Here is a 25,929-nt window from a genome sequence, read left to right as displayed (position 1 = left end):
TCGACGGAGGAACTCGCCCATGTGGGAGTGGTTTATCGGACTTCTGTCCACGATCCTTGGCTGGATCGCCGACTTTTGCGGCGACTGGGGTCTGGCCATCATGATCTTGACGATTATCATTCGTCTCTGCCTGACGCCCCTGCAGAACAAGTCGCTCAAGTCCTCGGCGCAGATGCAGGTCCTGCAGCCCAAGATGCAGGAGATTCAGCAGCTCTACGCCGACGACCCGATGAGGCAGCAGCAGGAGCTGCAGAAGATCTACAGCGAGCACAAGTTCAACCCGTTCGGTGGCTGCCTGCCGGTCATCATCCAGATGCCGGTCTTCTTCGCGCTGTTCTCGGTGCTGCGCGACCACCTTCCCGCCGATGCCTGCTTCTACGGCATCTTCCCCTCCCTTGCCGACTCCGTGTCCAACGTGCTGGCCACGAGCGGCTTCGCGGGCGCCTGGGTGTACATCCTCTTTGACATCCTCTTTGGCGTGTTCACGCTGATCCCGATGCTTCTGAACATGCGCAATCAGGCCCAGGGTCAGACTCCCCAGACCCTCATCATGGGCGTCATCATGGCCGGCATGATGATGTGGTTCGGCTGGTCGGTGCCGGTCGGCGTGCTCCTCTACTACAACGCCTCCTCCCTCTGGGGCATCGTGCAGCAGGTGTTCATCACCAACCGCATGATGGAGAAGTACAAGAAGGAGGAAGAGGCCAAGGTGGCCAACGGCCCCATCCAGGTGAACGTTGTCCGCAAGGAGCAGAAGCCCCGCCCCAAGAAGAAGAGCTAAGGCGTCTCACGACTATTGGATGAGGGCACAGCCGCGTCTGAGCGACTGTGCCCTTTGTTGAAGAAAGGGGCCGCCATGGCCACCGAGGAAGAGCGCGAGCAGGTGGAAGAGGCGCTGGTCGACGTGCTTGAGGAGGCTCCCGTCACGCTGGAGTCCCTGCAGGAGCACTATGCCGCCGGCACCGCGTTGAGCGACGGCGAGGTCGACCTCATCGCCGACGTCGCCGTGGGGCATTTGCGCGACATCCTGGCCTGCTTTGGCGAGGAGGACGCGACCATCGACGAGTTCGAGGGTGAGGAGGGCGAGCTGATCCTCGACGTGGCCGGTGGCGACTTGGCCATTCTCATCGGTCGCCATGGGCGCACCCTTGAGGCGCTGCAGCTGTTACTCAGCTCGCTCGTGAACCGTCAGCTGGGCTTCCATTTCCCGGTGACCGTGGACATCGAGGGCTACCGCGAGCGTCGTCGGAACGCCGTGACGAGTCAAGCGGTCCGAGCCGCCGCCCGGGTGAAGAAGACCGGCCGCGAGGTTGCGCTCTCCCCCATGAACGCGTACGAGCGCCGTTTGGTGCACTTGGCGCTCCGCGACGACGAGGAGGTCACGACGGTCTCTGAGGGAGAGGATCCCGACCGTCGTGTGGTGGTGCTGCCGGCGGAGTAAGTCTGCGTCAGGAGAGTCTGTTCTCAGAGGGGCGTCCGTGCGGGCGCCCCTTTTTTTGTGCCAGCGGAATCCAATGGAACCTGGGAAAGGGCGGTGTGCGACTGGTTGAACCATTGGCCGCCTCTCACTATCGCAGATTCTCTGGTGCACTGTCTTCCTGGTGTGCCAGGCTGGGCAAGGTCGTCAGAGCGGACATGCACGACGTGTCCGAGGTCTGAGCAGAGGGCTATGGTTTGGAGTCGGTTGCCTGCTCTGACGGACGTTCGATGGTACCGGGCCAGAGGTACACGATTCATGTTTCGTCTATGCCGAGGTTTTCGCTTCTGATGATGTGCCTCGCGAGGAGGGACTCCCACAGGGCTATCGCAGGTTTGTAGCGACGGCTGTAGTCGAGTTCCCAGGCTCCAGGCAGAAGCGTGAAGACCTCGGTGGCCGCTCTCTGCGCAAGCCCCTGGCCTCGAAACGATGGCATCACAAAGAACTCTGCCAGGCGATGGTTAGCCTGCGTGTCCCTCGTGGAGCAGTCCTCCACGAGGATGAGACCGGCTGGCTGACCTGGCTCTGTTTCGATGAGGAACGGGTGTCGGTCGGCGGCGTTCTCAAAGTACGCGTTGAACCACGGGTAGGGATACACGTCGGCCTGTCTGGCAAGGTTGTACGAGGGCGCAATCTCGTCAAGATACGTCTGGAGGAGACACCAGAGTGTGTTGCGGCCGATGACGGTTGCTGGCTTGAGTGTGAGATCTCTTTGTGACATATGTGACAGGAATCACCGAATCGATGATTCCTGTCACTGAAAGACAGTTGTTGAGCACGATGTTGCTTGCATAGTGTGGATGCTCTTGTCCGTGAGAGTTGTTTGGCCGTTGTGCCTGATGCTCCCTTGTTTCACGTGGAACACCGGCCAGCGCTGATGGTGCCATAGTGGGTAGCGTTTTCATCATCGAGAGAGGTGGACGTCACCATGATGGGATGTACGTTCGATCAGGCTCAGACGGCTGTTCCAAGTTTGACCCGGGAACTCTGGGATGATGTGGTCAACGAGGACCGGAGCCATCAAGTGGGTCAATGGCTCGAGGCCTATGGGATTGTCACATCCGATGAACAGCTCCGGACGCTCTTGGAGGCCCTGGCTTTGATGCTTGGGCAGAATCGCGTGCTCAACCTCACTGCGATTCGAGACGTCGACAAGGCGCTTGTTCTCCACCTGGTCGACTCCGCCCTCTTTGCACCTCCCGTGGGCGAGTATGCCGGACCTGTCTTGGATTTGGGAACCGGTGGAGGTTTCCCTGGACTACCTCTTGCGATTCTCTGTCCTGAGCACGAGTTCCTTCTGATGGACTCCGTGAAGAAGAAGGTCGCTGCTGTCCAGAAGTTTGCGGACGTCCTTGGGTTGGCCGCCCGGGTCTCGACGAGTTCTGATCGCGCCGAAGTGCTCGGCAGTACCATGCGGGGTCGGTTTGGGGTGGTGACCGCCCGCGCGGTGGCACCGACCAACGTGTTGCTCGAATATGCATCACCCTTGGTGAAGTCGTTTGGTGCCCTGGTTGCTGGCAAGGCCGAACTCTCTCATGAAGAGGAAGACCAGGCCAGCAGCGCTGCTCGTCAAGTGGGCATGGAGCTTGTTTCACGTGAAACGCTTGACTTACCGGATGGTTTTGGTCACCGCGAGATTCTGGTCTACGAAAAGGCCGGTAAGCCCCGCGTCAGTCTCCCGAGGGCAGTGGGCATGGCGAAGAGCAATCCACTCCATTGAGCATTGCCCCGCATGGAGCGACACGGGATCGTTCCACGTGAAACAGGAGCAGAGACACCTGCTTGATATACTCATCTGGCTGTGGCCCCAGAACTTCAGGAGGCGTTGTGTCCCAAACCACCGATAATCAAACCACCGAGGACACGAAGACCCAGGTCCTTGCCATCATCAATCAGAAGGGTGGCGTCGGGAAGTCGACAACCGCCGTCAATCTGTCTGCAGCGCTGGGAGAGGCTGGGAAGACCGTCCTCGTGGTCGACCTCGATCCGCAGGGGAACACCACCAGCGGGTATGGCATCGACAAGGATGACCTCGATGGGGACATCTACGACGCGCTCCTCAACGACACTGACTTTAGCGACGTCATCTATGAGACGGTCGAGGAGAACGTGCACCTGGTTCCTGCGACGATTCAGCTGGCGGGTGCGGAGATAGAGCTAGTCAGCAAAATGGCACGGGAGAACATCCTGAAGAACGCGCTCGGGGACATTCCTGAGTCCTATGACTATGTTCTCATCGATTGCCCCCCGAGTCTTGGGCTCTTGACCCTCAACGCCCTTGCGGCCTCGTCGGGATTGCTCATTCCTATTCAGTGTGAGTATTACGCCCTCGAAGGCGTGGCCAAGCTGCTCGAGACCATCACGATGGTTCAGAAGAGCCTCAACCCGGACCTCGAGATCTTCGGTGTCCTGATGACGATGTACGACAAGCGCACCACCCTCTCGAACCAGGTGGTGGACGAAGTGCGCGCCTACTTTGAGGAGCAGGTCTTTGACACCGTCATTCCTCGAAGCGTCAAGCTTTCGGAGGCTCCGTCCCATGGTCTCCCCATTACTCTCTATAGTCGGATGAACAAAGGCGCACTGGCGTACACCAGACTGGCGAGGGAAGTGATCCAGCGTGGCTAAGAAGGCAGGTCTCGGCAAGGGACTCAACGCACTGGTGGCAGAGACCACTGCAGAGGTGGGCGCGGAAAACGAGACCACGCTGCCGCTGAGCAAGATCAAGCCCAATCCCGACCAGCCCCGCAAGGACTTTGACGAGGAAGCCCTCGAGCAGTTGGCCGACTCCATCGCCCAGAACGGTGTCCTGCAGCCATTGCTCGTTCGCAAGAAGGGTCGTTCCTACGAGATTGTTGCTGGCGAGCGTCGCTATCAGGCCTCCAAGCGCGCCGGATTGACCGAGGTCCCGGTTCTCATCCGTGACATTGATGACAAGCAGGTGTTCCAGCTCGCTCTGATCGAGAACCTTCAACGCTCCGACCTCAACCCGATCGAAGAGGCGCGGGGCTATCGCCAACTGATTGACGACCAGGCGCTCACGCAAGAAGGGCTCGCCCAGATTCTCTCGAAGTCGCGTCCAGCCATCGCTAACACGCTGCGACTGCTCGACCTGCCCGACGAAGTGCAGGACATGCTCGCGAACCGCATGCTCACGCCCGGACACGCCCGTGCCATCCTTGCCGTGCCGAGCGAGGAAGGTCGCGTGACGCTGGCCCGCAAAGTGGTGGTGGAGAGTCTGACGGTCCGTCAGACAGAAAACCTCGCACCGCTGTTTTCTGGCGAGGGTGAGCCAAAACCGGTGCGTCAACCGGCTCCGCAGTCCTTCAAGCGCGCGGCCCGCTCCCTTCGTCAGGCGCTTGATGCCAACGTGAGGGTCAAGCAGGTGCGGGGCAAGAACAAGATAGAGATCGAGTTCAAGGACGAGGAGGACCTGGCGCGGCTCATGAGCTTGTTGCAGGCCTCCTCGTCCATCGAGGAGTAGGAGGGGCCATGACGAAGGCTCTTGGCGCGGCGGTTCGCTTGGGCGTGTTGGCTGCGGTGGCATACGTCGGATTCAAGACGCTGCTCACCCCCGAGGCACAGAAGAACGTGGTGACGACGGCAAAGAAGGCGTTCGCGGTGGGTGAGGCCGCAGCGGCACCGAAGGCTCCGACCGATGCGCAGGTGAAGGCTCAGCAGGAAAAGGTCGCGGCGAACCAGCAGTGGGTCGCCGAGCAATGGGCGAAGGTTGGCTACTGACGGCCTTTGCAGCAGACGTGAACAAAAGGGGCGCCTCGAGATGATTCCCGAGGCGCCCCTTTCCCTGCTATAGGGTGTGGCGTCACTATCCGCGCCGCTGCCGCAGCTGGCCGCACGCGGCGTCGATGTCGTTGCCGCGGCTTTCGCGGATTGTGGTCTCAACGCCGTAGGCGGTGAGGACCTTCTTGAAGCGCTCGATCTTCTCCTCCGAGGACGGCTTGAAGCGCGAGCCGGGAAGCTCGTTCAAGCGGATCAGGTTCACGTGGCAAAGGGTGCCCTTGGTGAAGTCGATGAGCGCCGTGAGGTCCTCCTCGGTGTCGTTGACCCCGGCAATCATCGCGTACTCGTAGGTGGGGCGCCGCTTGGTACGGTTCACATAGTCGGCCATGGCGTCGTGCAGTCGCTTGAGCGAGTGCTTCCTCACACCGGGCATCAGCTCGTTGCGCAGCTCCTGGCGCGCGGAGTGCAGCGACACCGCAAGGCAGAATTGCTCCGGCTCGTGCGAGAACGAGCGGATCTGGGGCACAAGCCCCGACGTGCTGACCGTGATGTGCCGCGCTCCGATACCGAGACCGTCGGGGCTGTTGAGGAGGCGCATCGCCTCAAGCGTGTTGTCGTAGTTGGCGAAGGGCTCCCCTTGTCCCATCAACACGACGCTCGTGGCGCGGTGCCCGAAATCCTCGGCCACGAATGCGACCTGGTCGTAGATCTCGGCTGGGGTGAGGTTCCGCTTGAAGCCGGACTTCCCCGTGGCACAGAAGAGGCAGCCCATGGCACAACCTGCCTGGGTCGACACGCAGACGGACAGCCGGTCCTTCGACGGCATGCCCACGCATTCCACTGAGACGCCGTCAGCGAACTTGAGCAGGTACTTGCGCGTGCCGTCCTCGGACTCCTGCTTCGTCGCCAAGGTGACGCCGCCGAGCGACGCGCGCTCGCTGAGCTTCGCTCGCAGTGCCTTGGAGAGATTGGTCATGTCGTCGAAGGACCGGACGTTCTTCTTGAGGATCCAGTCCTCCACCTGCTTGGCGCGAAACGACGGTTCTCCCAGCTCGGCCATGAACGCGACCAGCTCGTCATGGTCGAGGGCGCGCAGATTGACCTTCTGGGGCGTGCGCACGTGCGAAACAGCGGCTACCTCGCCCTCATGTGTCTCGTCAGCACGCAGCTTGTCTTCGCCAATGTTTTCACGTGAAACAGTGGTCACTTCAATAGTGGAATCGGTTCCCATGACGGGGTCTCCTCGCTGTCCGTTGTGGGTGCATTCCTCAGGGCTGGTATCTGTGTCAGAGGGGTGCGGTATTCTCGTCACTGGACTGATGCCCGGAACGCGTCGCCCGCGACGCGCCGGAGCCTCGACCATTGTATGCACGCCTTCTCGTGAGGAGCAAAAGCCCATGGACGTTTTCGATGTGACCGCCTCCCGCGTCGCCCTCCTGTGGGGCGGCTGGGCGGACGAGCGCGACATCAGCCACGAGTCCGCCGTCGCCTGCGAGCGGGCCCTGCGCGACGCCGGTTTCTCCGACGTGTCGCTGCTGGACGTCGCGGACCCCGGCTTCGTCACCACGCTCGCCCAGGGGCGCTTCGACGTCGCCTTCGTCGCGATGCACGGCGCCTACGGCGAGGACGGCTGCATCCAGGGCCTGTTGGAGGTCATGCACATCCCGTACACGTTCTCGGGGGTGCTCGCGAGCGCCATGGCGTCGGACAAGGAGGTCTCCAAGACGGTCTTCAAACAGGCCGGCATCCCGGTGCCCCGCGGCATTTGCGTCTCCCGAGAGGATCGCGACGACGTCGTGGAGCGCGTGCGACCGCTCGGCCTGCCGCTCTTCGTGAAGCCGGCGGTCAACGGCTCCAGCTACGGCGTCACCCGCGTGACGGACCTCGCGCAGCTGCCCGCTGCCCTCGACCTGGCCTTCGAGTCCTGCGACCACGCGCTGGTCGAGGAGTGCGTCGAGGGCACGGAGATCACCGTGCCGGTCATCGGCAACGACGATCCCGAGGCGCTCTCCGTGGTGGAGATTGTCACCGGCGCCGAGTTCTACGACATCAAGGTGAAGTACGAGCCGAGCGAGCTGCACCACGTGATCCCGGCGCGCCTGGACCCCGAGGTCTACGCCCGCGCCCAGGAGCTCGCCGTGGCGGCACACCTGGCCCTCGGCTGCAGCGGCGCCTCCCGGAGCGACTTCATCGTCACTGGGGACGGCACGCCGGTCATCCTCGAGACCAACACCATCCCCGGCATGACGGAGCGCTCGCTGCTGCCCGACTCCGCCAACCGCTCCGGCATCCCGTTCGCCGAGCTCTGCCGCCGCTTCGTGGCGTGGGCCTACGAGCGCCACGCCCAGGATCGGTAGAGGGACGCCGTGACACATCAGGAGAGTGCCGACCGCGTGACGGTGGACGACCTCATCGCCCCCGGCACGCCGTCGGCCATCGCGGACTGGTACCGGGGCCTCCGAGAGAAGGCCGACGGTTTTGATCTCGGTCTTCTCGGCGACGACGTCGTGATTCTCGACACCGAGACCACCGGCCTCAGCTTCCGGGACTGCGAGCTCATCGAGGTCGCGGCGGCGAGGCTCGAGGGCGGAGAGGTGAGAGAGCGGTTCCAGTCGTTCATCAAGCCCGTGAGGCCCATCCCGCCCGAGATCAGCGCGCTGACGCACATCACCCCCGGCGATGTTGTCGATGCCCCGCGCGCGGAGGAGGTCATCCGCGGGCTCGAGGAATTCGTGGGCGGCGTCCCCATCGTGGCGCACAACGCCACCTTCGACCGAACCTTTGTGGAGAAGGTCAAAGGGGGCTCAAAGGTCTCCGACCTGTGGATAGACTCGCTCGCGCTGTCGCGCATCGCGTTGCCGCGCCTGACCTCGCACAGCCTCAAGAACCTGGCCGAGGCCTTTGGCTGCGACGCGGTCTCGCACCGCGCGATGGACGACGTCGACGCCTTGGCCGGCGTGTGGCGCGTCCTCATCGCTGCGCTGGCGGATGCCCCCCAGGGCTTCCTGAGGCTCATGGCGGAGGCGCATCCCGAGGTGCAATGGCCCTATAGGCCACTCTTTGCGTATCTGGCGGCGGAGCGTCAGGACGGGCCATTCGACCTCGCGGGGCTCCGTCGCGACCTGTTGGCGAAAGCGCCGGCGCGGCCGCGAAAGGACGCCCGAGACCTGGTGGACGTGCTGCGGCCCGTCTCGAAAGCCGAGGTGGACGCTCTCTTTGCGCCGAACGGCCCGGTGGCCTCCGCGTTGGCGGGATCCGGCGGCCCCAGGTTCGAGCCTCGCCCTGGACAGGTGCACATGGCCGAGGCTGTGACGGAGGCCGTGGACAGCGGCAGCGACCTGGTGGTCGAGGCGCCCACCGGCGTTGGGAAGTCCCTCGCCTATCTGGGACCGCTGGCGCTCTATGCCCACAAGAACCAGGTGACCTGCGGCGTCGCGACCAAGACCAACGCCCTCACCGACCAGCTGGTGGGACACGACCTCCCGCTCTTGGCGCAGACGATGCCCGGCCTCACCTGGTCACACCTCAAGGGCTACGACCACTACCCATGCCTCTCGAAGGTGGAGCGCGCCCTGCTCCTCGACCTCCCCGAGGGGCAGGTGCAGGCCAATGGGCGCTCGGCCAACACCGTGCGGTCCGACATGCTCACCGCGCTCGCGGTCACCATCGCCTCCGTGGCCCAGTCGCCCGAGGGCGACCTTGACAGCCTCGGCATTCGCTGGGGCTCGGTGCCGCGCACGCTGCTCACGACTACGCCGCAGGAGTGCCGTCGACAGAAGTGCCGCTTTTTCAACGGCGGATGCCTCCTCCATGGGGCGCGTCGGCGGGCCGCTGCCGCCGACATCGTGGTGACCAACCACTCGCTGCTGCTCCGTGACGTCGCGTCCGACGGGCGCATCCTGCCCCCGATTCGCCACTGGGTCGTCGACGAGGCCCATTCGTTCGACGAGGAAGCGCGCCGCCAATGGGCGCTCGAGGCCTCCGCCGCCAAGGCGCGCCAAGGCTTCGAGCAGCTCGGCGACCTGCGCTCCGGCTCCATCAAAGCGCTCTGGGACGAGACCCGCGGGACGGACTCCGGCGAGCTGGTGGGTCGGTTGCTCAGCAAAACCGCAGCTTCGGCGGCACGTGCGAGCGTTGCGAGCAGTAGCTTCTTCGAGTCCGTGCGAGAGTTCGTCTCGAAGAACCGCGGATCGGGCGGTTACGACCTTGAGACCCTTTGGGTGGGCGCCGACCTGCGGCAACGTCCCGACTGGCAAGAGCTGGCCCAGCAGGGTCTCGCGCTCGCCGAGAAGCTCGAGGAGACCGTGCGCTTCGGTCGGGACGCCCAAACTCAGGCAGTGAGCGCGGCGGAGTCCGCGCCCGGTGACGTGGCGTCCCTCAAGACCGACCTCGGGCAGCCCCTTCGCGACCTCGAGGAGGTGCGCGACGCGTTGCTCGTGGTGCTCAACGGCTCCGAGGAGGGCTACGTGTGCTCGGTCTCGGCCAACCTGGGCAAGCGCCGCCAGGGAGAGGAGCGCCTGAGCGCTGAGCGCCTGGACGTGGGCGCCGAGCTGGCGCAACGCTGGTACCCGGAGACGATGAGCGCGACGTTCTGCTCCGCGACGATGGCCGTGGGCGAGGACTTCAAGCACTTCGACGAGAACCTCGGCCTCGACCGGCTGCCGGAGGGCGCGGTGCGCCATCTGCAACTGCCGAGCGGCTACGACTTCGACGACGCGATGGCGGTGCTCGTCCCCACGGACCTGCCGGACCCCTACGACCGCGCCTACATCCCCAAGCTCGCCGACGCGCTCTACGACATCCACGTGGCCATGGACGGCTCGGTGCTCACGCTCTTCACCAACCGTCGCGACATGGAGCGAGTCTTCGCGATCCTTGAGCCGCGCCTCCGTGACGCGGGGTTGACCCTCTACCAGCAAGAGCGTCGCTCGAACATGGCGCGGCTCCGCCGCCAGTTCATCGAGGAGGAGGCCTCGTCGCTCTTTGCGCTCAAGTCCTTCTGGGAGGGGTTCGACGCCGCCGGCGACACGCTGCGGTGCGTCGTGGTGCCCAAGCTGCCCTTCGCCAACCCCAACGACCCGCTCGTGCGGGAGCGCGAGGCCCAGGACCGTCGGTCGTGGTGGCGTCACTCGCTGCCCGACGCGGTGCTCGAGGTGAAGCAGGCGGCGGGACGGCTCGTGCGCTCGTCGACGGACGCCGGCATCCTTGTGCTGGGAGACAATCGCCTGCTCACAAAGCGCTATGGCAAGCAGTTCCTCAACTCGCTGCCCAGCAGGAACGTGACGACGCTCCAGGCGCAGCACCTCACGCCCTATATCGAGATGTGGCGTCGCTCGCATTCGCGCTGAAGCCTGCCGGCTGGGGGCCACGTGTCGCTTCTTCGCGCGTGGCTCCCAGCTGGCTCTCCTCGGTGCCGGAACCTTACGCATGTGGCCTCTTTCTGCGCCGGCGCGCGCCCTTCTCCGGCCGGCGCGGACAAGTGCGTATACTTTTTCATTACCATGGCCTCTAGCGGCCACAACGCGCATTAAACGAAACCGCCCCTCGGAGGATGACGCCGATGTCCATGAGCGACCGGTACCTCGCGTACCTCAACCAGCACGTCGAGATTGCCCCGGCGAACAGTGAGGAGGAGGTGCAGGCGGCCCACCTGCTGGAGCAGCTGCTCCAGAGCGGCGACCTGGAGACCTCCCAGCAGGACTTCGAGTGCCCCAACGACACGTCGCTCGTGGCGGGCATCCTCATGGTGGTCATGTTCCTCGGCGTGGTCGTGGCCGGCATCGGCGGCATCGCCTGCGCGGTTATCGGTTTCATCCTGGCCGTCGTGTGCTTCGCGCTCCTCGCCCTTCGTTACACCGGTCGCGACATCATCGCGTCGCTCCTTCCGCCCGCGCGGAGCCAGAACGTCATCGCCGTGCACCGCGGCTGCGGCCCCCATGCCGGCAAGGGCGTGCGTCCGATCGTCGTGATGGCGCACTACGACACCGGTCACGAGGACCTGCTCGCCAACCCATCGGTGGCGCGCTTCCAGGGGCCCATCTACACTGCCGCGCCAATCGGTGCGGCCGTCGCGGCCGTGTGCTCGCTGCTCGAGCTGTTCGTCGGGATGCCCGAGCCGTTCCTCCGCATCGTTTGGGTGGTGGGCATCGTGTGCTCACTGCCGATGCTCGTGGTCGGCGTCACCAACATCGCCTCGCGCTTCATGCCCCTCTCCGGTGCCGCGAACGACAACAACGCCTCGCTTGCTGCGATGCTCGGTGTTGCCGAGGACGTCGCGAGCTCCGATCCCGAGACCCAGGCGGCGCGCATGGCCGCCCTGCAGGTGGCCGAGGAGGAGCAGGCACTGGCCGACGAGGAGTTGGAAGAGCTGGGCATCGTCGAGACTCCGACCGTCGTCGATTCCACGGGCACCGTTGTGACCGAGCGGGTCGTCCCACAGCAGGTGGAGGGCGTCCGTCACGGCAAGGCGGTGCTCGAGGCCCTCGGCATGCTCCCGGAGACCTGCGAGATCGAGTACATCGAGCCCGAGCCCGTCGTGGTGGCCGAGGAGCCGGCTGTTGTGGCTGAGCCTGAGCCGGAACCAGAACCCGAGCCCGAGCCGTCCGTCGTGATTCCCGACTTCCTGACGTCGCCGCGTCGCACCACCGCGTCCGGCGCCCGTATCGTGTCGGTCTCCGAAGAGCAGGAGCCGTCGTCCGTTGGCGTGCCCACTCCGCGATCTGCTCGCAAGAAGGAGCACCCGCTGAGCGATCAGTTCCAGAGCACCGGCCGCGTGCTCCAGCGGGAGGCCGCGACGCGCCAGGACGCGAAGGCCACCGACGAGTCACCTGCCGCTCCGGCCCAGAACTCCCTCGACGCAGAAGCGGAGAAGATGTGGCAGGCCGTGAGCGTCGCCGCGAGGGCTGAGGACGTCTCCGAGCAGGACACCGCCGCGATGGCCACCGTGGGGGACTCCGACTCCACCGTCGAGATGCCGATGCAGGCGGCCGGAGAGGACGTCGCACCCGGTTGGGGCGAGAGCACCTTCACGCCTCAGGCCATGCGTCCCCAGGCGCGCGGCAACCGGGTGTCGCTCTTCGACCTTCCCGACCCGTCCTCTGTGGACGAGGACCCCTTGGGCCCTGTCTCGCGCCCGCAGCAGGTGCCCCAGCCACGCCCGCGTCCGGCCGTGATCGAGGCCGAGACGTTCACCGAGGACGAGGTTGTGGCCCCCGACCCCGCCGTGACCCACCACGACCCCGACGCCGGCAGGGCCGGCAAGAAGAGCCTCCGCGAGCGTCTGCACCTTGGGCGCCACAAGCAGGAGGAGGAGGAGTCGATGAGCGAGTGGCTCGGCGTCGACAAGGACTTCGACGCCAAGTCCGGGGGTGAGTCCATCGGCAGCTGGGACCACTTCGACGACGACAGCTGGAAGGGCGGCGCGGCCAAGGCACCGGATGCCGACGTCTCCGATGAGGAGCTCGAGGACGCCATCCTCGACATGGACTACGTGAACCTTGTGGCCCATGACATCTGGTTCGTCGCCACGGGCGCGAGCGAGCTGGACCACGCTGGTGCGAAGGCCTTCCTCGACGCTCACCGCAAGGACCTGCGCGGGGCGTTCCTCGTGAACCTGAGCTGCATCGGCGCCGGCGACCTGACGCTCCTCACCGAGGAGGGATTCGGCACCAAGCGTCACGTGGACCGCCGCTTGCTCCGCATGTTCGACAGGATCGCGCGCGACCTGCACATCCAGCTGGCCGAGGAGCCTCGCGGCTGGGCGGACACCGATGCGACGCCGGCCATGCGCCAGTCCATTCGCTCCGCGACCCTGATGGGCTGCGATTTCGGCACCGTCCCCGCGCTCTCGCACACCGCCCAGAACGTGCCCGAGAACGTGGAGCCGGAGAAGCTCGTGGAGGTCAACCGCCTCGTGAGCGAGCTGATCCGCCGGAGCTAGCACCGGCATGAAGAGGGCCGGGCGCGCTTCCTCAGGTGGAAACGCGCCCGGCCCGTGCACTCACGAGTGCCGCATCCAGCGGAAGCCTTACTGGTAGGTCTTCTCGAGCCACTCGATAATGGGCGTGTCACCCACGAGGCACGTGCCGTCGCCCAGCTGCAGGCAGGGCACGGAGTCCTGGCCGGAGACCTGCTCCAGCTCGGTGGCCGCCTCGTCGGACGCGCTCACGTCCACATAGTTGAACTTGTCGGTGATGCCGTGCCCCTCGATCCAGGTGATGACCTTGTGGCAATGGGGACAGGTGGGCAGATAGAACAGCGTCATAATCTCTCCCTTGGTTTGGGATGGCTATCGGGCGATGTCGTCGAACGGCTCGTGGCGGAGCTTGTCGAGGAACGCGATGATGTCGTTGCTCTCGTACATCGGCTGGCCGTCCACGAACAGGCAGGGCACCTGCTTCTTGCCGCCTTCGGCGACGAGGCGCTTCACGGCCTCGCTGTCGGAGGAGATGTCGTAGAGCGTCACGTTGTCGACGCCCTCGTTCTTCATCCAGGTGAGGACCTTCACGCAATAGGGGCAGGTGGGCCGGTAGAACAGCTCGAGCTGCGGGACCTTTTTCTCGGCCATGGCTCTCCAATCGATAGGCGCGAAAACCACGTACTGGTCGTTCTGTCCCCGAAAACCATCCCTCCCAACGACGGAGGCCCGGAGCGGCCCAATCGTCACCGAGGGTCCTTCTGCTATACTGGGCTCTCGCGTTGCGGGTGTCGCCAAGTGGTAAGGCTCCAGCTTCCCAAGCTGGCATCCGCGGGTTCGAGTCCCGTCACCCGCTCCAGCGCAAATACCGAGGTAGTGGCCGTAAATGGTCGCTACCTTTTTAATTGGCTCGATTGTGCGTCGCTGTGCCGGGCCACAGGTGTGCACGATGCTCTGTGTGCCCCGCTTAGAGGTTTGTTGCTCGGGGCCTCCTGCGTTTCTGTCGGCGTAAACTCGTGCGCGCGAAGGGAAAAGAGGAGAAGAATCGCCTCACAGATCCGCGATTTCGCGCGTTTGTTCTTCGGATGCCGTCGTGTTCGCAAAAGGAGTGTCGATGGCTCGCAAAGAGAGAATCAACCGCCCACTGGCTGAGGCCGTGCGTGCGATGCTCGTCCTCAATCGCGACGAGGAGGGCGCGTACCACCTGCCCCCCGCCGTTACGTCCGATGCCCTCATCAAACTCGCCCAAGAGGCCCTGGGTGACGAGCTGTCCTTCTATCCCGAGGCGGACCAGCTGGTGTGGAACGTCGCGCGACACCAGGGTTACGTGATTCCCGCGTGCCCCGTGGCCTCGCGCGGCGACGCCAAGGAGTTCCTCAGCGAGTACGGCGTCAAGAACGCAGAGGACTGGTATCGCCAGCGCGGCTTCGACGAACGCACGCTGCGGAGTTTCTACGCCACGTCCGCGCTGATGGCGCGCAACACCTCCTTCTGGCGTAAGGTCGTTCCTGTCCCCAAGTTGTCGGCGGCCAAGGCGGACTCTTTTGCGCCCTGCCTGGTCGAGGCTTTGGACTTTTGCTTGGGCTACGAGACCGCCGAGGACGACGGGACACTCTTCCGCTGCTAGGGTCGAGAGCGGCGACCTATGGCGCAGCGGTTCCAACTCAAACGACGAGTCGCCCGGCGGCATGGCCGTTGGGCGCTGGTGTGTGGAGGAGTGATGCCCTATGGCCAAGCCCATGGACTTCGACGAGCTGGGCGTGGTGATGACCGGCCTCAGACCGCGCCAACGCAAATACGCTGAGCTGCTGCTCCGTGAGGGCGTGAACGTTCAGCCCGGCCAAGAGGTGGCCGTCACCGCGCCGGCTGCGGCGCTGCCCTTTGTGCGCATGGTGGTCGAGGAGGCCTACAAGGCCGGTGCCGGTCACGTGACGGTGATGTGGAAGGACGACGAGCTCTCCCGCTTGGAGTACGAGAACGTCGAGACCTCGTGGTTCGAGAAGGTCCCGGAGTGGCGCCGGGTGCAGCTCAACGGCCTTGCCGAGAAGGGCGCCTGCTTCCTGTGGCTCGATGGCGACGACCCGGACGGCCTCAAGGGAATCGACCCGGTGAAGATCGCCACCGGGAGCCGGGCCGTCAACACCCAGTGCGACATCTGGCGGAGCGGCCTCGACTTCGGCCGCAACGCCTGGTCCATCGGTGGGGTGCCGACGCAGGCCTGGGCGACCAAGGTGTTCCCCGACAAGGAGCCGGGCGACGCGCTCCTCGCCCTGTGGGACGCCGTGCTCGAGGTGGCCCGCGTGACGAGCGACCCCCAGAGCGAGTGGGAGACCCACAACGCGATGCTCGAGAAGAGCAAACGGCGCCTGAACGCTGCGCACTTCTCGGCATTGCGGTATCAGGCGAGCAACGGCACGGACCTCACGGTGGGCCTCACGTCCAAGCACATCTGGGAGGGCGGCGCGGCCACCACGGTGGGCGGCGTGCGCTTCTTCCCCAACATCCCCACCGAGGAGATCTTCACCACCCCGGACCGCAGCAAGACCGAGGGCATCGTGCACTCCGCGCTGCCGCTTGTCCACGCCGGCAAGGTGGTGCGCGACTTCTGGTTCCGCTTTGAGGGCGGTCGCGTGGTGGAGTTCGACGCGGCGGAGGGGCGCGACGTGCTGGCGTCGATCATCAAGGCCGACGACGGAGCTGCCTACCTCGGCGAATGCGCCCTCATCTCCAAGAACACGCCCATCCGCGAGAGCGGGCTGCTCTTCTACAGCACGCTCTACGATGAGAACGCCAGCTGCCACCTGGCACTCGGCATGGGATTCCCCGAGTGCTTCGAGGGCGGGTTTGACCTGTCGCCCGACGAGCTGCTCACCCATGGCGTGAACCAGAGCTCGCAGCACGTGGACTTCATGATCGGCACGGACGACCTCGACATCACGGGCATCAAGCCCGACGGCAAGGAGGTGCCGGTGTTCACCCACGGCCAGTGGGCGTGGGAGTAGGCGCGCGGGTGCGTTAAGATGGTGCGCGGGCCCTTAGCTCAGCTGGCAGAGCAGGGGACTTTTAATCCCAAGGTCGTGGGTTCGAACCCCACAGGGCCCACCAGTGTGAAATGGCAGGTGGTTGCTGGTAAACGGCAACCACCTGCTTTTGTGTTTGGTGGTGCTTCTCGTTTTGCTTTGCATGTGCGGGGCGGTTAGCTTTGCATTTACAACACAGAGAGCCACGGGCGCTCGGGGCGCCCATGAACCCGCAGTTAGATTGATGGTTTGACGATTGAATAGCGATGGGTTTGCGAACACAACGCAAACTCAAGCCTCCGCCGTCGCGACTGATGACGGCACTTTTTTGTATTATAATATAGTACGACGAAAGGAAGAGGAGCCGTGCGAGTCGAGGTCCAGGATCGAGTGCAACAGCGCCACCCGGAAGTATCTAAGGCCGATGTCGTATGCGCCTGGAACAACGCGCGGGCGATGCGCACACGGGATTACGGGCCTCCCGATCTTGTGTGCGCGGCCGGCCCAGATACACACGGGCGGATGATAGAGATGATCGGCGTGGTGACGCTGGACGGGTTGGTGTCTGTGTTCCACGCGATGAGGCTGACGGAGAAGATGGCCCGCGAGCTAGATTTGATGTGAGAGGAGACCAGCTATGGGAAGTCAACCCCCGTGAGGATGGGCGCTCTTCCGGTTTTTGATTGCAACCCCCGATGAGCATTTGCACCTTGAGAGCCGAATACCGGATCATGCGGGCCGCGCGCCCACCCTCGAGCCGTCGTAGGGCTCCTGGTTCCTGAGCACGGCGTACACGACCGCTGCGGCCTTGCGCGCCGTGGCCACGAGCGCCTCCCGGTGCCTCTTGCCCTCGGACCTCTTCTTGTCGTAGAAGTCCCGGAAGGGGCCGGGGACGCGCAGGCTGGACATGGCCACGAGGTAGAGGGCGCGCCTCAGGTAGGGGGAGCCCTGCTTGGTTATGTGGGCGTCCGAGCCCTCGAACCTGCCGGACTGGGACACCGACGGGTTGAGCCCCGCGTAGCTGACGAGGGCCTTGGCGTTGCGGAACCGCGAGACGTCGCCCACCTCCGCCACGATCTGGGCGCCGGTGAGGACCCCCACGCCCGGGACGGTCAGCACCAGCGGCTCGATCTCCCGGAGCAGCGCCCCTATGCGCCCCTCGAGCTCGTCGCACTGGCCGCTGATGAAGTCCAGCTGGGCAACGAGCATGGAGACCTCCAGCGAGAAGGAGCCGAGCGCGAGCTTGACGCCGCAGGTGCCCTTGGCCGCCTCCCTGACCTGTCGGGCTCTCTCCTCGCCCAGCCGGCCGTGGCTGGCCCGGCGCAGCTCGGCGGCCAGGGTGGACTCCCGGGCGCGCGCCAGCGCGTCGGGGGTGCCCCAGCGCCTGAGCAGCGCCAGCGACGACTCGCCGAACGGGTCGCTGAACAGCGCCGCGTACTCGGGGAACACCTGGTCGAGGACGCACAGCAGCTGCCGCTTCAGGTCGCTCGCGCTCTCGCACATCGACTGGCGCAGCCGCACCAGCTGCCTGAGGGACAGCAGGTCGTCGTCCGCGAGCCGGCTGGGCTCGAAGGCGCCGATGCGCACGGTCTCGGCCACCAGCTCGCAGTCCACGGCGTCCGTCTTCACCTTGCCGAGGTTCCTGAGCCTGCGCACGGCGTTGGTCTGCATGGGGTCGATCGCGGCCGCCTCGTAGCCGGCCTCCCGGAGGGCGCGGAAGCAGGCCGGCCAGCAGTGCCCCGTGGCCTCCATGCCGACCTGCACCGATGCGGGGTCGCCCCCGAGCCCCTCGATGTGGGCCACGAGCTCCCCGAACCCCTCCCGGGAGTTCCGGAAGGGCGTCGGCCTCGCGGCGCGGCGCCCGTCGTCGCCCACGGCCCCGACCCAGTGGTCGTGCTTGGCTATGTCGATACCGACGTGCAGCATGGTGCCACCTCCTTGCAGACGGCAGGCACCCTGCCGGACCACCCGGGCCCACAACCTCCTACAAGAGAACCGGGGTGCGCCTCCGGCGCCCCCATCCAGCTAATCCGTGGACGGCCCCGAATGGGGCAGGCCGCCACTCTCCTTCTGCGGGGTCTCCTCGCCCCATCGGAAATGTCGGCGTGCCTGCCTCGCCAGTACTGCGTGCAGCCTGAATGACCCGGTATTCGGCACCCAAGTGCAACAACTAGAAGTTAGGAGCGGCAATGGCAGACATCATCACCAAGTCGGGTGCAGTGATCACCGACGAGGAGCTGGACCGAATGGCGGATGCCGCTGCCCGCGGCGATTATCCCGGCGAACCCGGTCGTTGGATTGTGCGCCCGCAGGGGCGCCCAGCCCTGTGCGACGAGGAGCTTGTGACGGTCACCTTCAAGGTGCCTGTCTCCATGGCACGGAAGATGGACGCCAAGGCTGGCCGTGGAAAGCGCAGCGAGTATCTGCGCTCTCTGGTGGAGCGCGACATCGCCTGACACCCTCTTGTGGCATACCGCGTGATGGTCGACCGCCCTTCTCTGTGTATCGGCGCTCTGGGGTTGAGTTTGCTTTGCAAATGAAGAGCAACGCGTTGCGGGCGCTCGGGGCGACCGCGGATTCGCTGGACCCTACGAGAAGAGCTTATCCACCGCGTACTGTGCCTCCTCGGGGGTGAACTGGTCACCGGTTTCGGAGGTCAGTCGGTCATAGAGCTCCTGCTTGGAATACGAACCGTAGGTGAGAATCGTCCCTCCTGCCCGGTATGCCTGCTCTTTCCAGTCCACGTTGAGATGGTCAACGGCGTATTGAGCGACGTCCTCCGGCAGACCCTCGCCATGCTCCGAGGTGAGCTGGTGGAGCAGCCGCTTCTTTGAGTAGCCCTTGACCCTCAGGTAGCCCTCGGCCAACTCCAGCGCCTGCTCTTGCTCTGGGGTGGCAGGGGCTGTTGGTTCCTGAGCCGAGCCCTCACTCTCGGTCTCACCGGCAGGTTTGAAGCTGGGCTTCTGGCCATCCTTTAGAGCGATGCTGCTCATCACCTTGAGCATCTCGTCCTTGTGGGCCTCGTACTCGTCGCCGGCGCAACCGATATGGACCACGTCGGCCCGGTCGCCAGACATAAGCACCGCAACGAAACCCCTGCTCTGCTTGTCGTCGGTCGCCTGGGTCTCACAAAGGAACGTCTCCGCTCCGGAAGGGAGCACCTCGGACGTCACCACGTCCCCAACGGAAGGGTCGAGGTACCTGAGGCTCTCCAGGCACTCGTCAGCGTTAGAAAACATGCTGAGGGGTCTGATCTTCGCGTTGTACATCAGATAGCCGTCAAACGTGTCTGGCGTGACGAGGACCGCAGAGACGTCGTAGGTCTCGTCCACGGTCCACGACGCGGGAACCTGCAGCGTGACTGCGTCCCCCTCGAGTTGCTGGAGCTGGGTCTCCTCCGCCTTGGGTGCCTGCGCGGTGGGGTTTGGCGTTCCCGCGCTCGGTATCGCCGAGCAGCCAACCATTCCGACGGACAGGGTCGTGGCAACGAGGAGCGTGAGCGCGCGCTTCATGAGGTCTCCCGGGGACAGTCCGGTGCAGGTCCTGCATGATGCTATCAGAAACAGTTTCTAAGATTAATTTTAGGTATCTGTTTCTCAGGGAGGGAGCCGGGGCGCGGGTGCCTTCCCGTCTAGCTTGCAAATGCAAAGCAAAACATTGCGGGCGCTCGGGGCGCCCGCAAAACCGCTGGTAAAGCGATGATTGCTTCCTTGAATCACGGTGAGTTTGCAAGCACCAAGCAAACTCACCGTGCCGGCCTGCGCCCGCCCCTAGAACTCCAACGCCTCCACCCGCTCGAACAGCTCGTCGATGCGGCCGAGGAACGCCCACGGGTCGAAGACCTTGTCGAGCGTTTCGGCGTCGAGCGGGCACGCCGGGTCCGCCTCCAGCTTCTCGCGCAGGGTGGGGCCGGGCACCGCGGCGTGCACGTCGTCCCACACCTCCATCGAGTTCCGCTGCACGACGGCGTAGGCGTCCTCGCGGCTCATGCCGGTGTCCACGAGCGCGAGCAGCGCCTTGGAGCTGTACACGAGCCCGCGCGTCTTGTTGAGGTTGGCGAGCATGCGGGCCGGATAGAGGATCAGACCGCCCACGATGCGGATGAGGCACTGCAGCATGTGGTCGAGGGCGATGAACGAGTCCGCCATGGCCACGCGCTCCGCGCTCGAGTGGCTGATGTCCCGCTCGTGCCAGAGCGCCATGTTGTCGAACTCCACCTGGGCGTTGGCCTTCACCACGCGCGCGAGGCCGCAGACTTTCTCGGCGGTGATGGGGTTGCGCTTGTGCGGCATCGCGGAGCTGCCCTTTTGCCCGGCACGGAAGGGCTCCTCGGCCTCAAGGGTGTCCGTGCGCTGCAGGTTGCGGATCTCGGTGGCGATGCGCTCGCAGGTGCCGGCGACCACTGCGAGCGTCGCGGCCAATGCCGCGTGATGGTCGCGGCTGATGACCTGCGTGGACAGGGGATCCGGGACAAGGCCGAGCTTCTCGCACACGTAGGCCTCGACGCCGGAGTCGATGGAGCTGTAGGAGCCCACCGCGCCCGAGATCGCGCCCACGGCCACGCCGTTGCGGGCCTCCTGCAGGCGCTCGAGGTCGCGCTCCAGCTCCCAGGCCCAGCTGGCGAACTTCATGCCAAAGGTCATGGGCTCGGCATGAATGCCGTGCGTGCGGCCCACGCACAGGGTGGCGCGCTCCTGGAGGGCGCGGTCCTTGCAGATCCGGCCCAGTTGCCGGACGTCCTCGATGATGATGTCCGTGGCCTGGACCAGCTGCAGGCAGAGGGCGGTGTCGCCGAGGTCGGAGCTCGTCATGCCGTAGTGGACGTGACGGCTCGGCTTCGGGCTGCCTTCCGGGACGTCCGCGTCGATGTGCTTGCCGAGGTCCGTGAGGAACGCGATCACGTCGTGGTTGGTGACGGCCTCGATGGCGTCCACCTCGGCGGCGTCGAAGGCCGCGTGCTCGCGGATGTAGGCGGCCTCCTCGGGCGTGATGTCGCCGATCCCCAGCTGCGCGCAGGCCTCGCACGCGAGCACCTCCACCTCTTGCCAGATGGCGTACTTGTTCTCGAGCGAGAAGATGTGGCCCATCTCCGGGCGCGTGTAGCGGTCGATCACAGGGCTCCCCTTAGTCGCGGTCGTGTCGGTTCCCTTTCAACGATTCTACCGAGAGCTGTGGCCGCTCCGAAACCGCACGGGAAACTCCAGGGGACAGCTAGGATGGTTCAGGAATCAGCTTGGAGAGAGGAAGGTGTCGTGGCCAAGAGCCCGGAGGAGCGCCTGACGGTCGCCGATGTCCCGCCATTGCGCCGCCGCCCCATCATGACTGCGGGCGTGGGGCTCATCGCCGTTGCCATTCTGTCGGTCATCGTGCTCATCCCCTCCGCCGTGCACGCTCGCTGGGACCTTGCCACGGTCGGCGCGTGGCCCCTGGCGGCGCTCATGGTGCTGTCGTTCTGCGTGCCCTGTGTGACGGCGATCGTGGTCGTCGTGATGGCCAACTTCGAAGTGCCGCGTCCGGTGCGCTACGCGCTCGCGCTGATCTCCTTGGTGGGGGCATCGGTGCCGTTCTGCATCATGTTCATGGCCTGCGTCTCCGAGACGGACAGTCAGGGCGCCCAGGTGGCCTATTCGGTGCTCAAGAACGGCGTCGGTTGGTTCTGCGGCGGTCTCGTGGTGCTTGGCGCGTGCCTCGGCCTCAGCCTGCCCGTCGCGGACACGCCCCATCCCGAGAAGCCACTCTGGGAGCGCCCGCGCCGTGCCCGCGACATTGCGACCGTCGGCGCCCTCGGTTGGGCCGGGTCCGTCTATCAGCTGGTCTACCTGCTCGCGCCGTACGTGGTGGGCCCCTACGCCCACGGCGCGCTCACCTATTTCATCTCGCAGTCCGTTGCGGCGCCCATGGCGGCCTTCTTTGTCACCGCTTTCGTTGCCGCGATCGGCTGGACCCAGGCGAGCTTCCCGGAGCACCAGTGGTCCCATCGGATTCTGGTCTGGGTGCCGCTCGGCCTGTTCCTGCTCACGATTGCCAACGCCTTCCTGGACACCCTCACGCTGCACGGCTCCTACAGCCTGTCCTACGCGACCTACCGGATCTCGGGCGTCTGGGTGCTCGAGATGTGCCTGCTCGGGATCCTCTATGGCATCGGGTTGAGCGGCATCCGCGATTAGCTGTCGACACCCGGATGCGGGGGCGCCCAACGGAGGCTGAACGCTTTCGGTGGGCCTGCCGCGTTTCCCGTGGCGCAGTGTGGGGCATCTACCAGCAGAAAAACAAAGGACTTTCGCTCGTCAGAGCGCGACCGATTGCGAGGACGCCGTGGACAAGACGCAGGTGCAGGCTTATGTCGACGAGGTGTGGCCCTACGTGGTGCACGACATCGCGTCGTTGGTGGCCATCGACTCCGTCGAGGACCCGTCCACGGCGGCGCCTGGCAAGCCCTGGGGCGACGGCCCTGCGGAGGCGCTTAAAGAGGCCATGAGGATCGCCCGGCGCCTGGGTTTCGAGACGCACAACCTGGACGGTGCCATCGGGTACGCCGAGCTGCCGGGTGAGAAGGCGGACGAGCCCCTCGCGACCATCGCCCATGTGGATGTGGTGCCGGGCGGCGACGGCTGGGACACCGACCCCTTTGACCTGCAGCAACGTGACGGCTACCTGGTGGGGCGCGGGGTGCTCGACGACAAGGGCCCCTGGGTGCTGTCGCTCTATGCCGCTGAGTTCTTCCGGCGCCAGGGCGCGCCGCTCCGGCACCCGATCCACGTGATCGCCGGCGCCAACGAGGAGACCGGCATGGGCGACGTCGAGACCTACCTGACGCAGGTGGGCGAGCCGTGGTTCCTCTTCACGCCGGACGCGGACTTCCCGGTGGGCCACGGTGAGAAGGGCACCTTCACGAGCGTGTTCTCCACGAGCGACATCGCCGGCGCGCCGCTTCTGGCGCTGACGGGCGGCACGGTGCGCAACGCGGTGCCGAGAAAGGCAGAGGCGCTGCTATCCGTTGCGCCGGAGAGCCTGGCAGGGCTCGAGATTCCGGACTGCATCGAGGTGCTCCCCGGGGACGAGCCGGGCACCACGCGCGTCGTGGCCACGGGCATCGGCGGGCACGCGGCTATGCCGGAGGGCACCGTGAACGCGATTGGGCTGCTCGCGGACTTCCTGTGGGAGAACCACCTGTACGGGCCGCACCAGGAGCGCTTCCTGGCCTTTGAGCGGCTGCTGTGCTCGGACACCACCGGCGAGCACCTGGACATCGCCTGCGAGGACGAGCGCCTGGGCGCCCTGACGACCTGCGCGGGCGTCGTGCGCACGGAGGACGGCCGGTTCACGCAGACCGTCGACATCCGCTATCCCGAGGAGACCACCGCCGAGCACCTGCACGCGAAGCTCTTCCGGGCGGCGGAGCTCCACGGGTGCACGATGGCGAGGCCGGAGGTGCAGGAGCCGTACTACCAGGACGCGGACAGCCCCTTTGTGGAGGCGCTGCTCGGCGCATACGGGGACGCGACCGGCGAGGCGGCCGAGCCGTACACGATGGGCGGGGGCACCTACGCGCGGCACTTCGCGAACGGCCTGAGCTTTGGCCCGGAGCGCCCGGACCCGGACGCGCCGGCGTGGGTGGGCGCGATCCACGGCCCCAACGAGGCCGTCTCCGAGGAGCGCATGAAAGAAGCGCTGGCCATCTACATCGACGCGATCGCGAGGCTGCAGCAGCTGTAGTCGTCAGGCGAACCATGGGTCAGCACCCGTCGGGTGCTGACCAATTTCTCAATTGATGGTATGTGACGGACCGCTGAATACTTGTTCGGCCATAAACGGGGTACAAGGCAGCGCCGTATACTGGCTGGCATGATTACGAGCACGTTCAAGCCCCGCGGCGTCTGCGCGCGGGAGATCTCCATAGCCCTGTCCGACGACGGTCGCACGGTCGAGTCCGTCTCGTTCGTTGGTGGCTGTAACGGCAACCTGAAGGCCATCGGCAAGCTGGTTGCTGGCCGGCCGGTGGACGAGGTCGTGAGCCTGCTACAGGGCAACACCTGCGGCCCGCGCCCCACCTCCTGCGCCGACCAGATGACCCGTGCGCTCATCGAGGCCCAGGAACGCGTCGGAGCCGCGGAGTGACCATGAACCGTTCCTCATCGCGTTCGCGCCGCCCGGGCTCTGCTCGGCGTGCCACCCCGCGCGCCTCGGCCACGCCGCGCACCACCGCAACCAAGAAGCCCGCAACGCCCGCGCCGGCCCACGCTGGATCCGGCCGGCCGCTCAAGGCGCGCCCCACCACGCCCGCCCGTAACGGCGCGGGGCGCTATGCGACGCCGACTATCCCGCGCCAGCCGAAGCCCAAGCCCTTCGCGAACGTGGACCGCCGCACGCTCTTCAAGGGCGTGGGGGCGGCCGGCGCCATCGGCGTCACGGCGAGCGCGCTGAGCTCGCTCCAGGGCTGCTCCTCCAGCGAGGAGGAGTCCGACGCCACGCCCACGGTGGTCGATGACAACCAGGCCACGAGCGTCACGGACTCCTACACCTACAACGAGCAGATGGCCGGCCTCACCGAGGCGGGCACCTGGACGCTCCCGTTGGGCACCGTGCTGTTCCCCGGCGAGGGCACGTGGATTCCGGCCTTGGCGGCCGGCGAGTCGGCCAACCCGGTGGTGACCGGCGCGGCCTTCTCGGTGTCCGACGGCTCGCTCGCCACGGTGGTCAAGGAGCCCGTGACCACCGGCACCAACTACGTGATCTACCAGACCCGCTGCTCGGACTCCCTCTACGCCTGGGTGGAGCTCGACACGGTGGCCGGCGACTGGGCCCTTTACGCCGCGCCGTTCTCGGCAGGAGCGCTCACTGGGGGCGTCTCCACGCTGGCCACCGGCGACGCCGAGTGGGACATCCCACAGGTGGCCGTCTCGGGCGACGCGGTGGTGTGGCTCGGCATGCCCACGGCCACCGGCTCCCACAGCGCGGAGGACTCCCACTGCTACCTGTGGCGGAGCGGCCAGTCGAACGCCACGGCCGTGGTGACGTCGCACGGGCGGTTCGCGTGCGAGCCCACCATCTCCGACGGCGTCGTCACGCTCGTGCCCCGCGTCCGCAACGAGGAGGGCATGTACTACGGCATCAGCTCGTACCAGCTGAGCGACAACCTGGCCACCCGCACGGCACAGCTCGTGCTGCCCCAGAGTGTGAAGCCGTTCTCGGCGGTGTCGATGGGCGGCCGGCTTGTGTTCCAGATCGAGGCCAATTACAGCTCGGGCGGCCTGCTCGGCCAGATGGGCACCTACGTGCAGATGGACGACGACAACTTTGTCGCGCTGTCCCGCGAGCCCATCGCCGCTCCGGCGGGCACGAGCGACCTCTTCCTGGTGAAGACCCGCGCCTCGTACCTTTACTTCGACATCCCGGACGAGGAGTACAACACGCTGGTGGCTGCGAGCCGCGCGGTGGACTACGGAGAGTACCCGGCGCGCGTGGGCACCTGCTCCACGTTCGTGACCTTCGCCACCGTGAAGGACCCCGCGACCACCTATCCCGCCTCGGTGCAGGTGCGCGCCTACAAGCTCGGCTGAGGCCGCATCGAGGGGCGCCGATTCTCGTGTGCGCGTCCCGGTATCGGCAACAGGTTGCGTTACGGTTCCTTGGTCTGCAAGAACTGACGATGTGACGAGGGCCGACGGTACCAGGGCGCGCCCTCTGCGGGGTCGGTGGCCCGCCTTTGCAGGGGAACGGCAGAAACTGGGGTAGACTCTGGAAAACGGGACATCTGTCACTCGACGCTGCCTCGG

General features: G+C 65.6%; 23 protein-coding genes and 2 tRNA genes. 18 read left to right on the top strand and 7 right to left on the bottom strand.

Annotated features, from left to right (window positions below):
- The first annotated feature begins 19 nt into the window (after positions 1 to 19).
- Positions 20 to 781, top strand: coding sequence for a YidC/Oxa1 family membrane protein insertase (locus tag QJ043_RS03860; RefSeq protein WP_283713971.1), 762 nt, complete (start codon positions 20 to 22; stop codon positions 779 to 781).
- A 75-nt stretch (positions 782 to 856) separates the two neighbouring features.
- A complete protein-coding gene (locus QJ043_RS03855; protein WP_283713972.1) occupies positions 857 to 1,441 on the top strand; it encodes a Jag family protein in 585 nt (194 codons plus the stop codon).
- Positions 1,442 to 1,733: 292 nt separating this feature from the next.
- Here QJ043_RS03855 and QJ043_RS03850 read toward each other — a convergent pair whose 3' ends face one another.
- Positions 1,734 to 2,198, bottom strand: coding sequence for a GNAT family N-acetyltransferase (locus tag QJ043_RS03850; RefSeq protein ID WP_283713973.1), 465 nt, complete (start codon positions 2,196 to 2,198; stop codon positions 1,734 to 1,736).
- A gap of 195 nt (positions 2,199 to 2,393) precedes the next feature.
- Here QJ043_RS03850 and rsmG point away from each other — a divergent pair, with 195 nt between their 5' ends.
- From rsmG to QJ043_RS03830, 4 genes are all read left to right on the top strand, one after another.
- The gene (rsmG, locus tag QJ043_RS03845; protein WP_283713974.1) at positions 2,394 to 3,197 is read left to right on the top strand and encodes a 16S rRNA (guanine(527)-N(7))-methyltransferase RsmG; all 804 of its coding nucleotides are present in this window, start codon (positions 2,394 to 2,396) and stop codon (positions 3,195 to 3,197) included.
- 107 nt (positions 3,198 to 3,304) lie between these two features.
- The gene (locus QJ043_RS03840) at positions 3,305 to 4,105 is read left to right on the top strand and encodes a ParA family protein (protein ID WP_283713975.1); all 801 of its coding nucleotides are present in this window, start codon (positions 3,305 to 3,307) and stop codon (positions 4,103 to 4,105) included.
- Positions 4,098 to 4,961, top strand: coding sequence for a ParB/RepB/Spo0J family partition protein (locus QJ043_RS03835; protein ID WP_283713976.1), 864 nt, complete (start codon positions 4,098 to 4,100; stop codon positions 4,959 to 4,961). The genes QJ043_RS03840 and QJ043_RS03835 overlap by 8 nt, the downstream gene beginning before the upstream one ends.
- A gap of 8 nt (positions 4,962 to 4,969) precedes the next feature.
- Entirely contained in the window at positions 4,970 to 5,218 is a 249-nt protein-coding gene (locus QJ043_RS03830; RefSeq protein WP_283713977.1) for a hypothetical protein, read from the top strand.
- An 85-nt stretch (positions 5,219 to 5,303) separates the two neighbouring features.
- On the opposite strand, the gene rlmN is transcribed toward QJ043_RS03830, so the two are convergent.
- Positions 5,304 to 6,338 (bottom strand): dual-specificity RNA methyltransferase RlmN, encoded by a 1,035-nt coding sequence (rlmN, locus tag QJ043_RS03825; RefSeq protein ID WP_283713978.1) that lies wholly within the window; start codon positions 6,336 to 6,338, stop codon positions 5,304 to 5,306.
- A 277-nt stretch (positions 6,339 to 6,615) separates the two neighbouring features.
- On the opposite strand from rlmN, the gene QJ043_RS03820 reads away from it, so the two are divergent.
- The 3 genes from QJ043_RS03820 (at position 6,616) to QJ043_RS03810 (ending at position 13,157) form a co-directional block, all read left to right on the top strand.
- Positions 6,616 to 7,575: a D-alanine--D-alanine ligase family protein gene (locus tag QJ043_RS03820; RefSeq protein ID WP_283713979.1), complete on the top strand. Its 960-nt coding sequence runs from the start codon at positions 6,616 to 6,618 to the stop codon at positions 7,573 to 7,575.
- A 9-nt stretch (positions 7,576 to 7,584) separates the two neighbouring features.
- A complete protein-coding gene (locus QJ043_RS03815; protein ID WP_283713980.1) occupies positions 7,585 to 10,566 on the top strand; it encodes a helicase C-terminal domain-containing protein in 2,982 nt (993 codons plus the stop codon).
- Between the two features lie 218 nt (positions 10,567 to 10,784).
- Positions 10,785 to 13,157: a M28 family peptidase gene (locus QJ043_RS03810; RefSeq protein WP_283722736.1), complete on the top strand. Its 2,373-nt coding sequence runs from the start codon at positions 10,785 to 10,787 to the stop codon at positions 13,155 to 13,157.
- A gap of 87 nt (positions 13,158 to 13,244) precedes the next feature.
- Here QJ043_RS03810 and QJ043_RS03805 read toward each other — a convergent pair whose 3' ends face one another.
- Together QJ043_RS03805 and QJ043_RS03800 are read right to left on the bottom strand one after the other, a co-directional pair.
- Positions 13,245 to 13,481: a glutaredoxin family protein gene (locus tag QJ043_RS03805; RefSeq protein ID WP_283713982.1), complete on the bottom strand. Its 237-nt coding sequence runs from the start codon at positions 13,479 to 13,481 to the stop codon at positions 13,245 to 13,247.
- Positions 13,482 to 13,505: 24 nt separating this feature from the next.
- Positions 13,506 to 13,784: a glutaredoxin family protein gene (locus tag QJ043_RS03800; RefSeq protein ID WP_283713983.1), complete on the bottom strand. Its 279-nt coding sequence runs from the start codon at positions 13,782 to 13,784 to the stop codon at positions 13,506 to 13,508.
- A 133-nt stretch (positions 13,785 to 13,917) separates the two neighbouring features.
- Here QJ043_RS03800 and QJ043_RS03795 point away from each other — a divergent pair.
- From QJ043_RS03795 to QJ043_RS03780, 4 genes are all read left to right on the top strand, one after another.
- Positions 13,918 to 13,992, top strand: a tRNA-Gly gene (locus QJ043_RS03795).
- Positions 13,993 to 14,247: 255 nt separating this feature from the next.
- Positions 14,248 to 14,760 (top strand): hypothetical protein, encoded by a 513-nt coding sequence (locus QJ043_RS03790; RefSeq protein ID WP_283713984.1) that lies wholly within the window; start codon positions 14,248 to 14,250, stop codon positions 14,758 to 14,760.
- Positions 14,761 to 14,860: 100 nt separating this feature from the next.
- Positions 14,861 to 16,135, top strand: coding sequence for an aminopeptidase (locus tag QJ043_RS03785; protein WP_283713985.1), 1,275 nt, complete (start codon positions 14,861 to 14,863; stop codon positions 16,133 to 16,135).
- A 27-nt stretch (positions 16,136 to 16,162) separates the two neighbouring features.
- A tRNA-Lys gene (locus tag QJ043_RS03780) sits at positions 16,163 to 16,238 on the top strand.
- Positions 16,239 to 16,882: 644 nt separating this feature from the next.
- On the opposite strand, the gene QJ043_RS03775 is transcribed toward QJ043_RS03780, so the two are convergent.
- Positions 16,883 to 18,079 carry an IS110 family RNA-guided transposase gene (locus QJ043_RS03775; protein WP_283713987.1) on the bottom strand — a complete coding sequence of 399 codons (1,197 nt, stop codon included), beginning with the start codon at positions 18,077 to 18,079 and terminating at the stop codon, positions 16,883 to 16,885.
- Between the two features lie 263 nt (positions 18,080 to 18,342).
- Here QJ043_RS03775 and QJ043_RS03770 point away from each other — a divergent pair, with 263 nt between their 5' ends.
- Positions 18,343 to 18,609, top strand: a complete 267-nt coding sequence (locus QJ043_RS03770; RefSeq protein ID WP_283713988.1) for a hypothetical protein — start codon at positions 18,343 to 18,345, stop codon at positions 18,607 to 18,609.
- Between the two features lie 132 nt (positions 18,610 to 18,741).
- Here QJ043_RS03770 and QJ043_RS03765 read toward each other — a convergent pair whose 3' ends face one another.
- Together QJ043_RS03765 and purB are read right to left on the bottom strand one after the other, a co-directional pair.
- Positions 18,742 to 19,665: an Ltp family lipoprotein gene (locus tag QJ043_RS03765; RefSeq protein WP_283713989.1), complete on the bottom strand. Its 924-nt coding sequence runs from the start codon at positions 19,663 to 19,665 to the stop codon at positions 18,742 to 18,744.
- A 258-nt stretch (positions 19,666 to 19,923) separates the two neighbouring features.
- The gene (gene purB / locus QJ043_RS03760; RefSeq protein ID WP_283713990.1) at positions 19,924 to 21,267 is read right to left on the bottom strand and encodes an adenylosuccinate lyase; all 1,344 of its coding nucleotides are present in this window, start codon (positions 21,265 to 21,267) and stop codon (positions 19,924 to 19,926) included.
- 138 nt (positions 21,268 to 21,405) lie between these two features.
- On the opposite strand from purB, the gene QJ043_RS03755 reads away from it, so the two are divergent.
- The 4 genes from QJ043_RS03755 (at position 21,406) to QJ043_RS03740 (ending at position 25,713) form a co-directional block, all read left to right on the top strand.
- Positions 21,406 to 22,320 carry a hypothetical protein gene (locus QJ043_RS03755; protein WP_283713991.1) on the top strand — a complete coding sequence of 305 codons (915 nt, stop codon included), beginning with the start codon at positions 21,406 to 21,408 and terminating at the stop codon, positions 22,318 to 22,320.
- A 148-nt stretch (positions 22,321 to 22,468) separates the two neighbouring features.
- Complete coding sequence (locus QJ043_RS03750; RefSeq protein WP_283713992.1) at positions 22,469 to 23,869, top strand: Sapep family Mn(2+)-dependent dipeptidase; 1,401 nt, start codon at positions 22,469 to 22,471, stop codon at positions 23,867 to 23,869.
- Between the two features lie 129 nt (positions 23,870 to 23,998).
- Positions 23,999 to 24,271 carry a TIGR03905 family TSCPD domain-containing protein gene (locus tag QJ043_RS03745; protein ID WP_283713993.1) on the top strand — a complete coding sequence of 91 codons (273 nt, stop codon included), beginning with the start codon at positions 23,999 to 24,001 and terminating at the stop codon, positions 24,269 to 24,271.
- A gap of 2 nt (positions 24,272 to 24,273) precedes the next feature.
- Positions 24,274 to 25,713 carry a Tat pathway signal protein gene (locus tag QJ043_RS03740; protein ID WP_283713994.1) on the top strand — a complete coding sequence of 480 codons (1,440 nt, stop codon included), beginning with the start codon at positions 24,274 to 24,276 and terminating at the stop codon, positions 25,711 to 25,713.
- Positions 25,714 to 25,929 lie beyond the last annotated feature (216 nt).

This window comes from Kribbibacterium absianum (assembly GCF_030067705.1).
Taxonomy (GTDB): Bacteria; Actinomycetota; Coriobacteriia; order Coriobacteriales; family Atopobiaceae; genus Kribbibacterium; species Kribbibacterium absianum.
The sequence above is the reverse complement of the archived record's forward strand: the minus strand, read 5'-3'. Positions and strand labels throughout refer to the sequence as shown.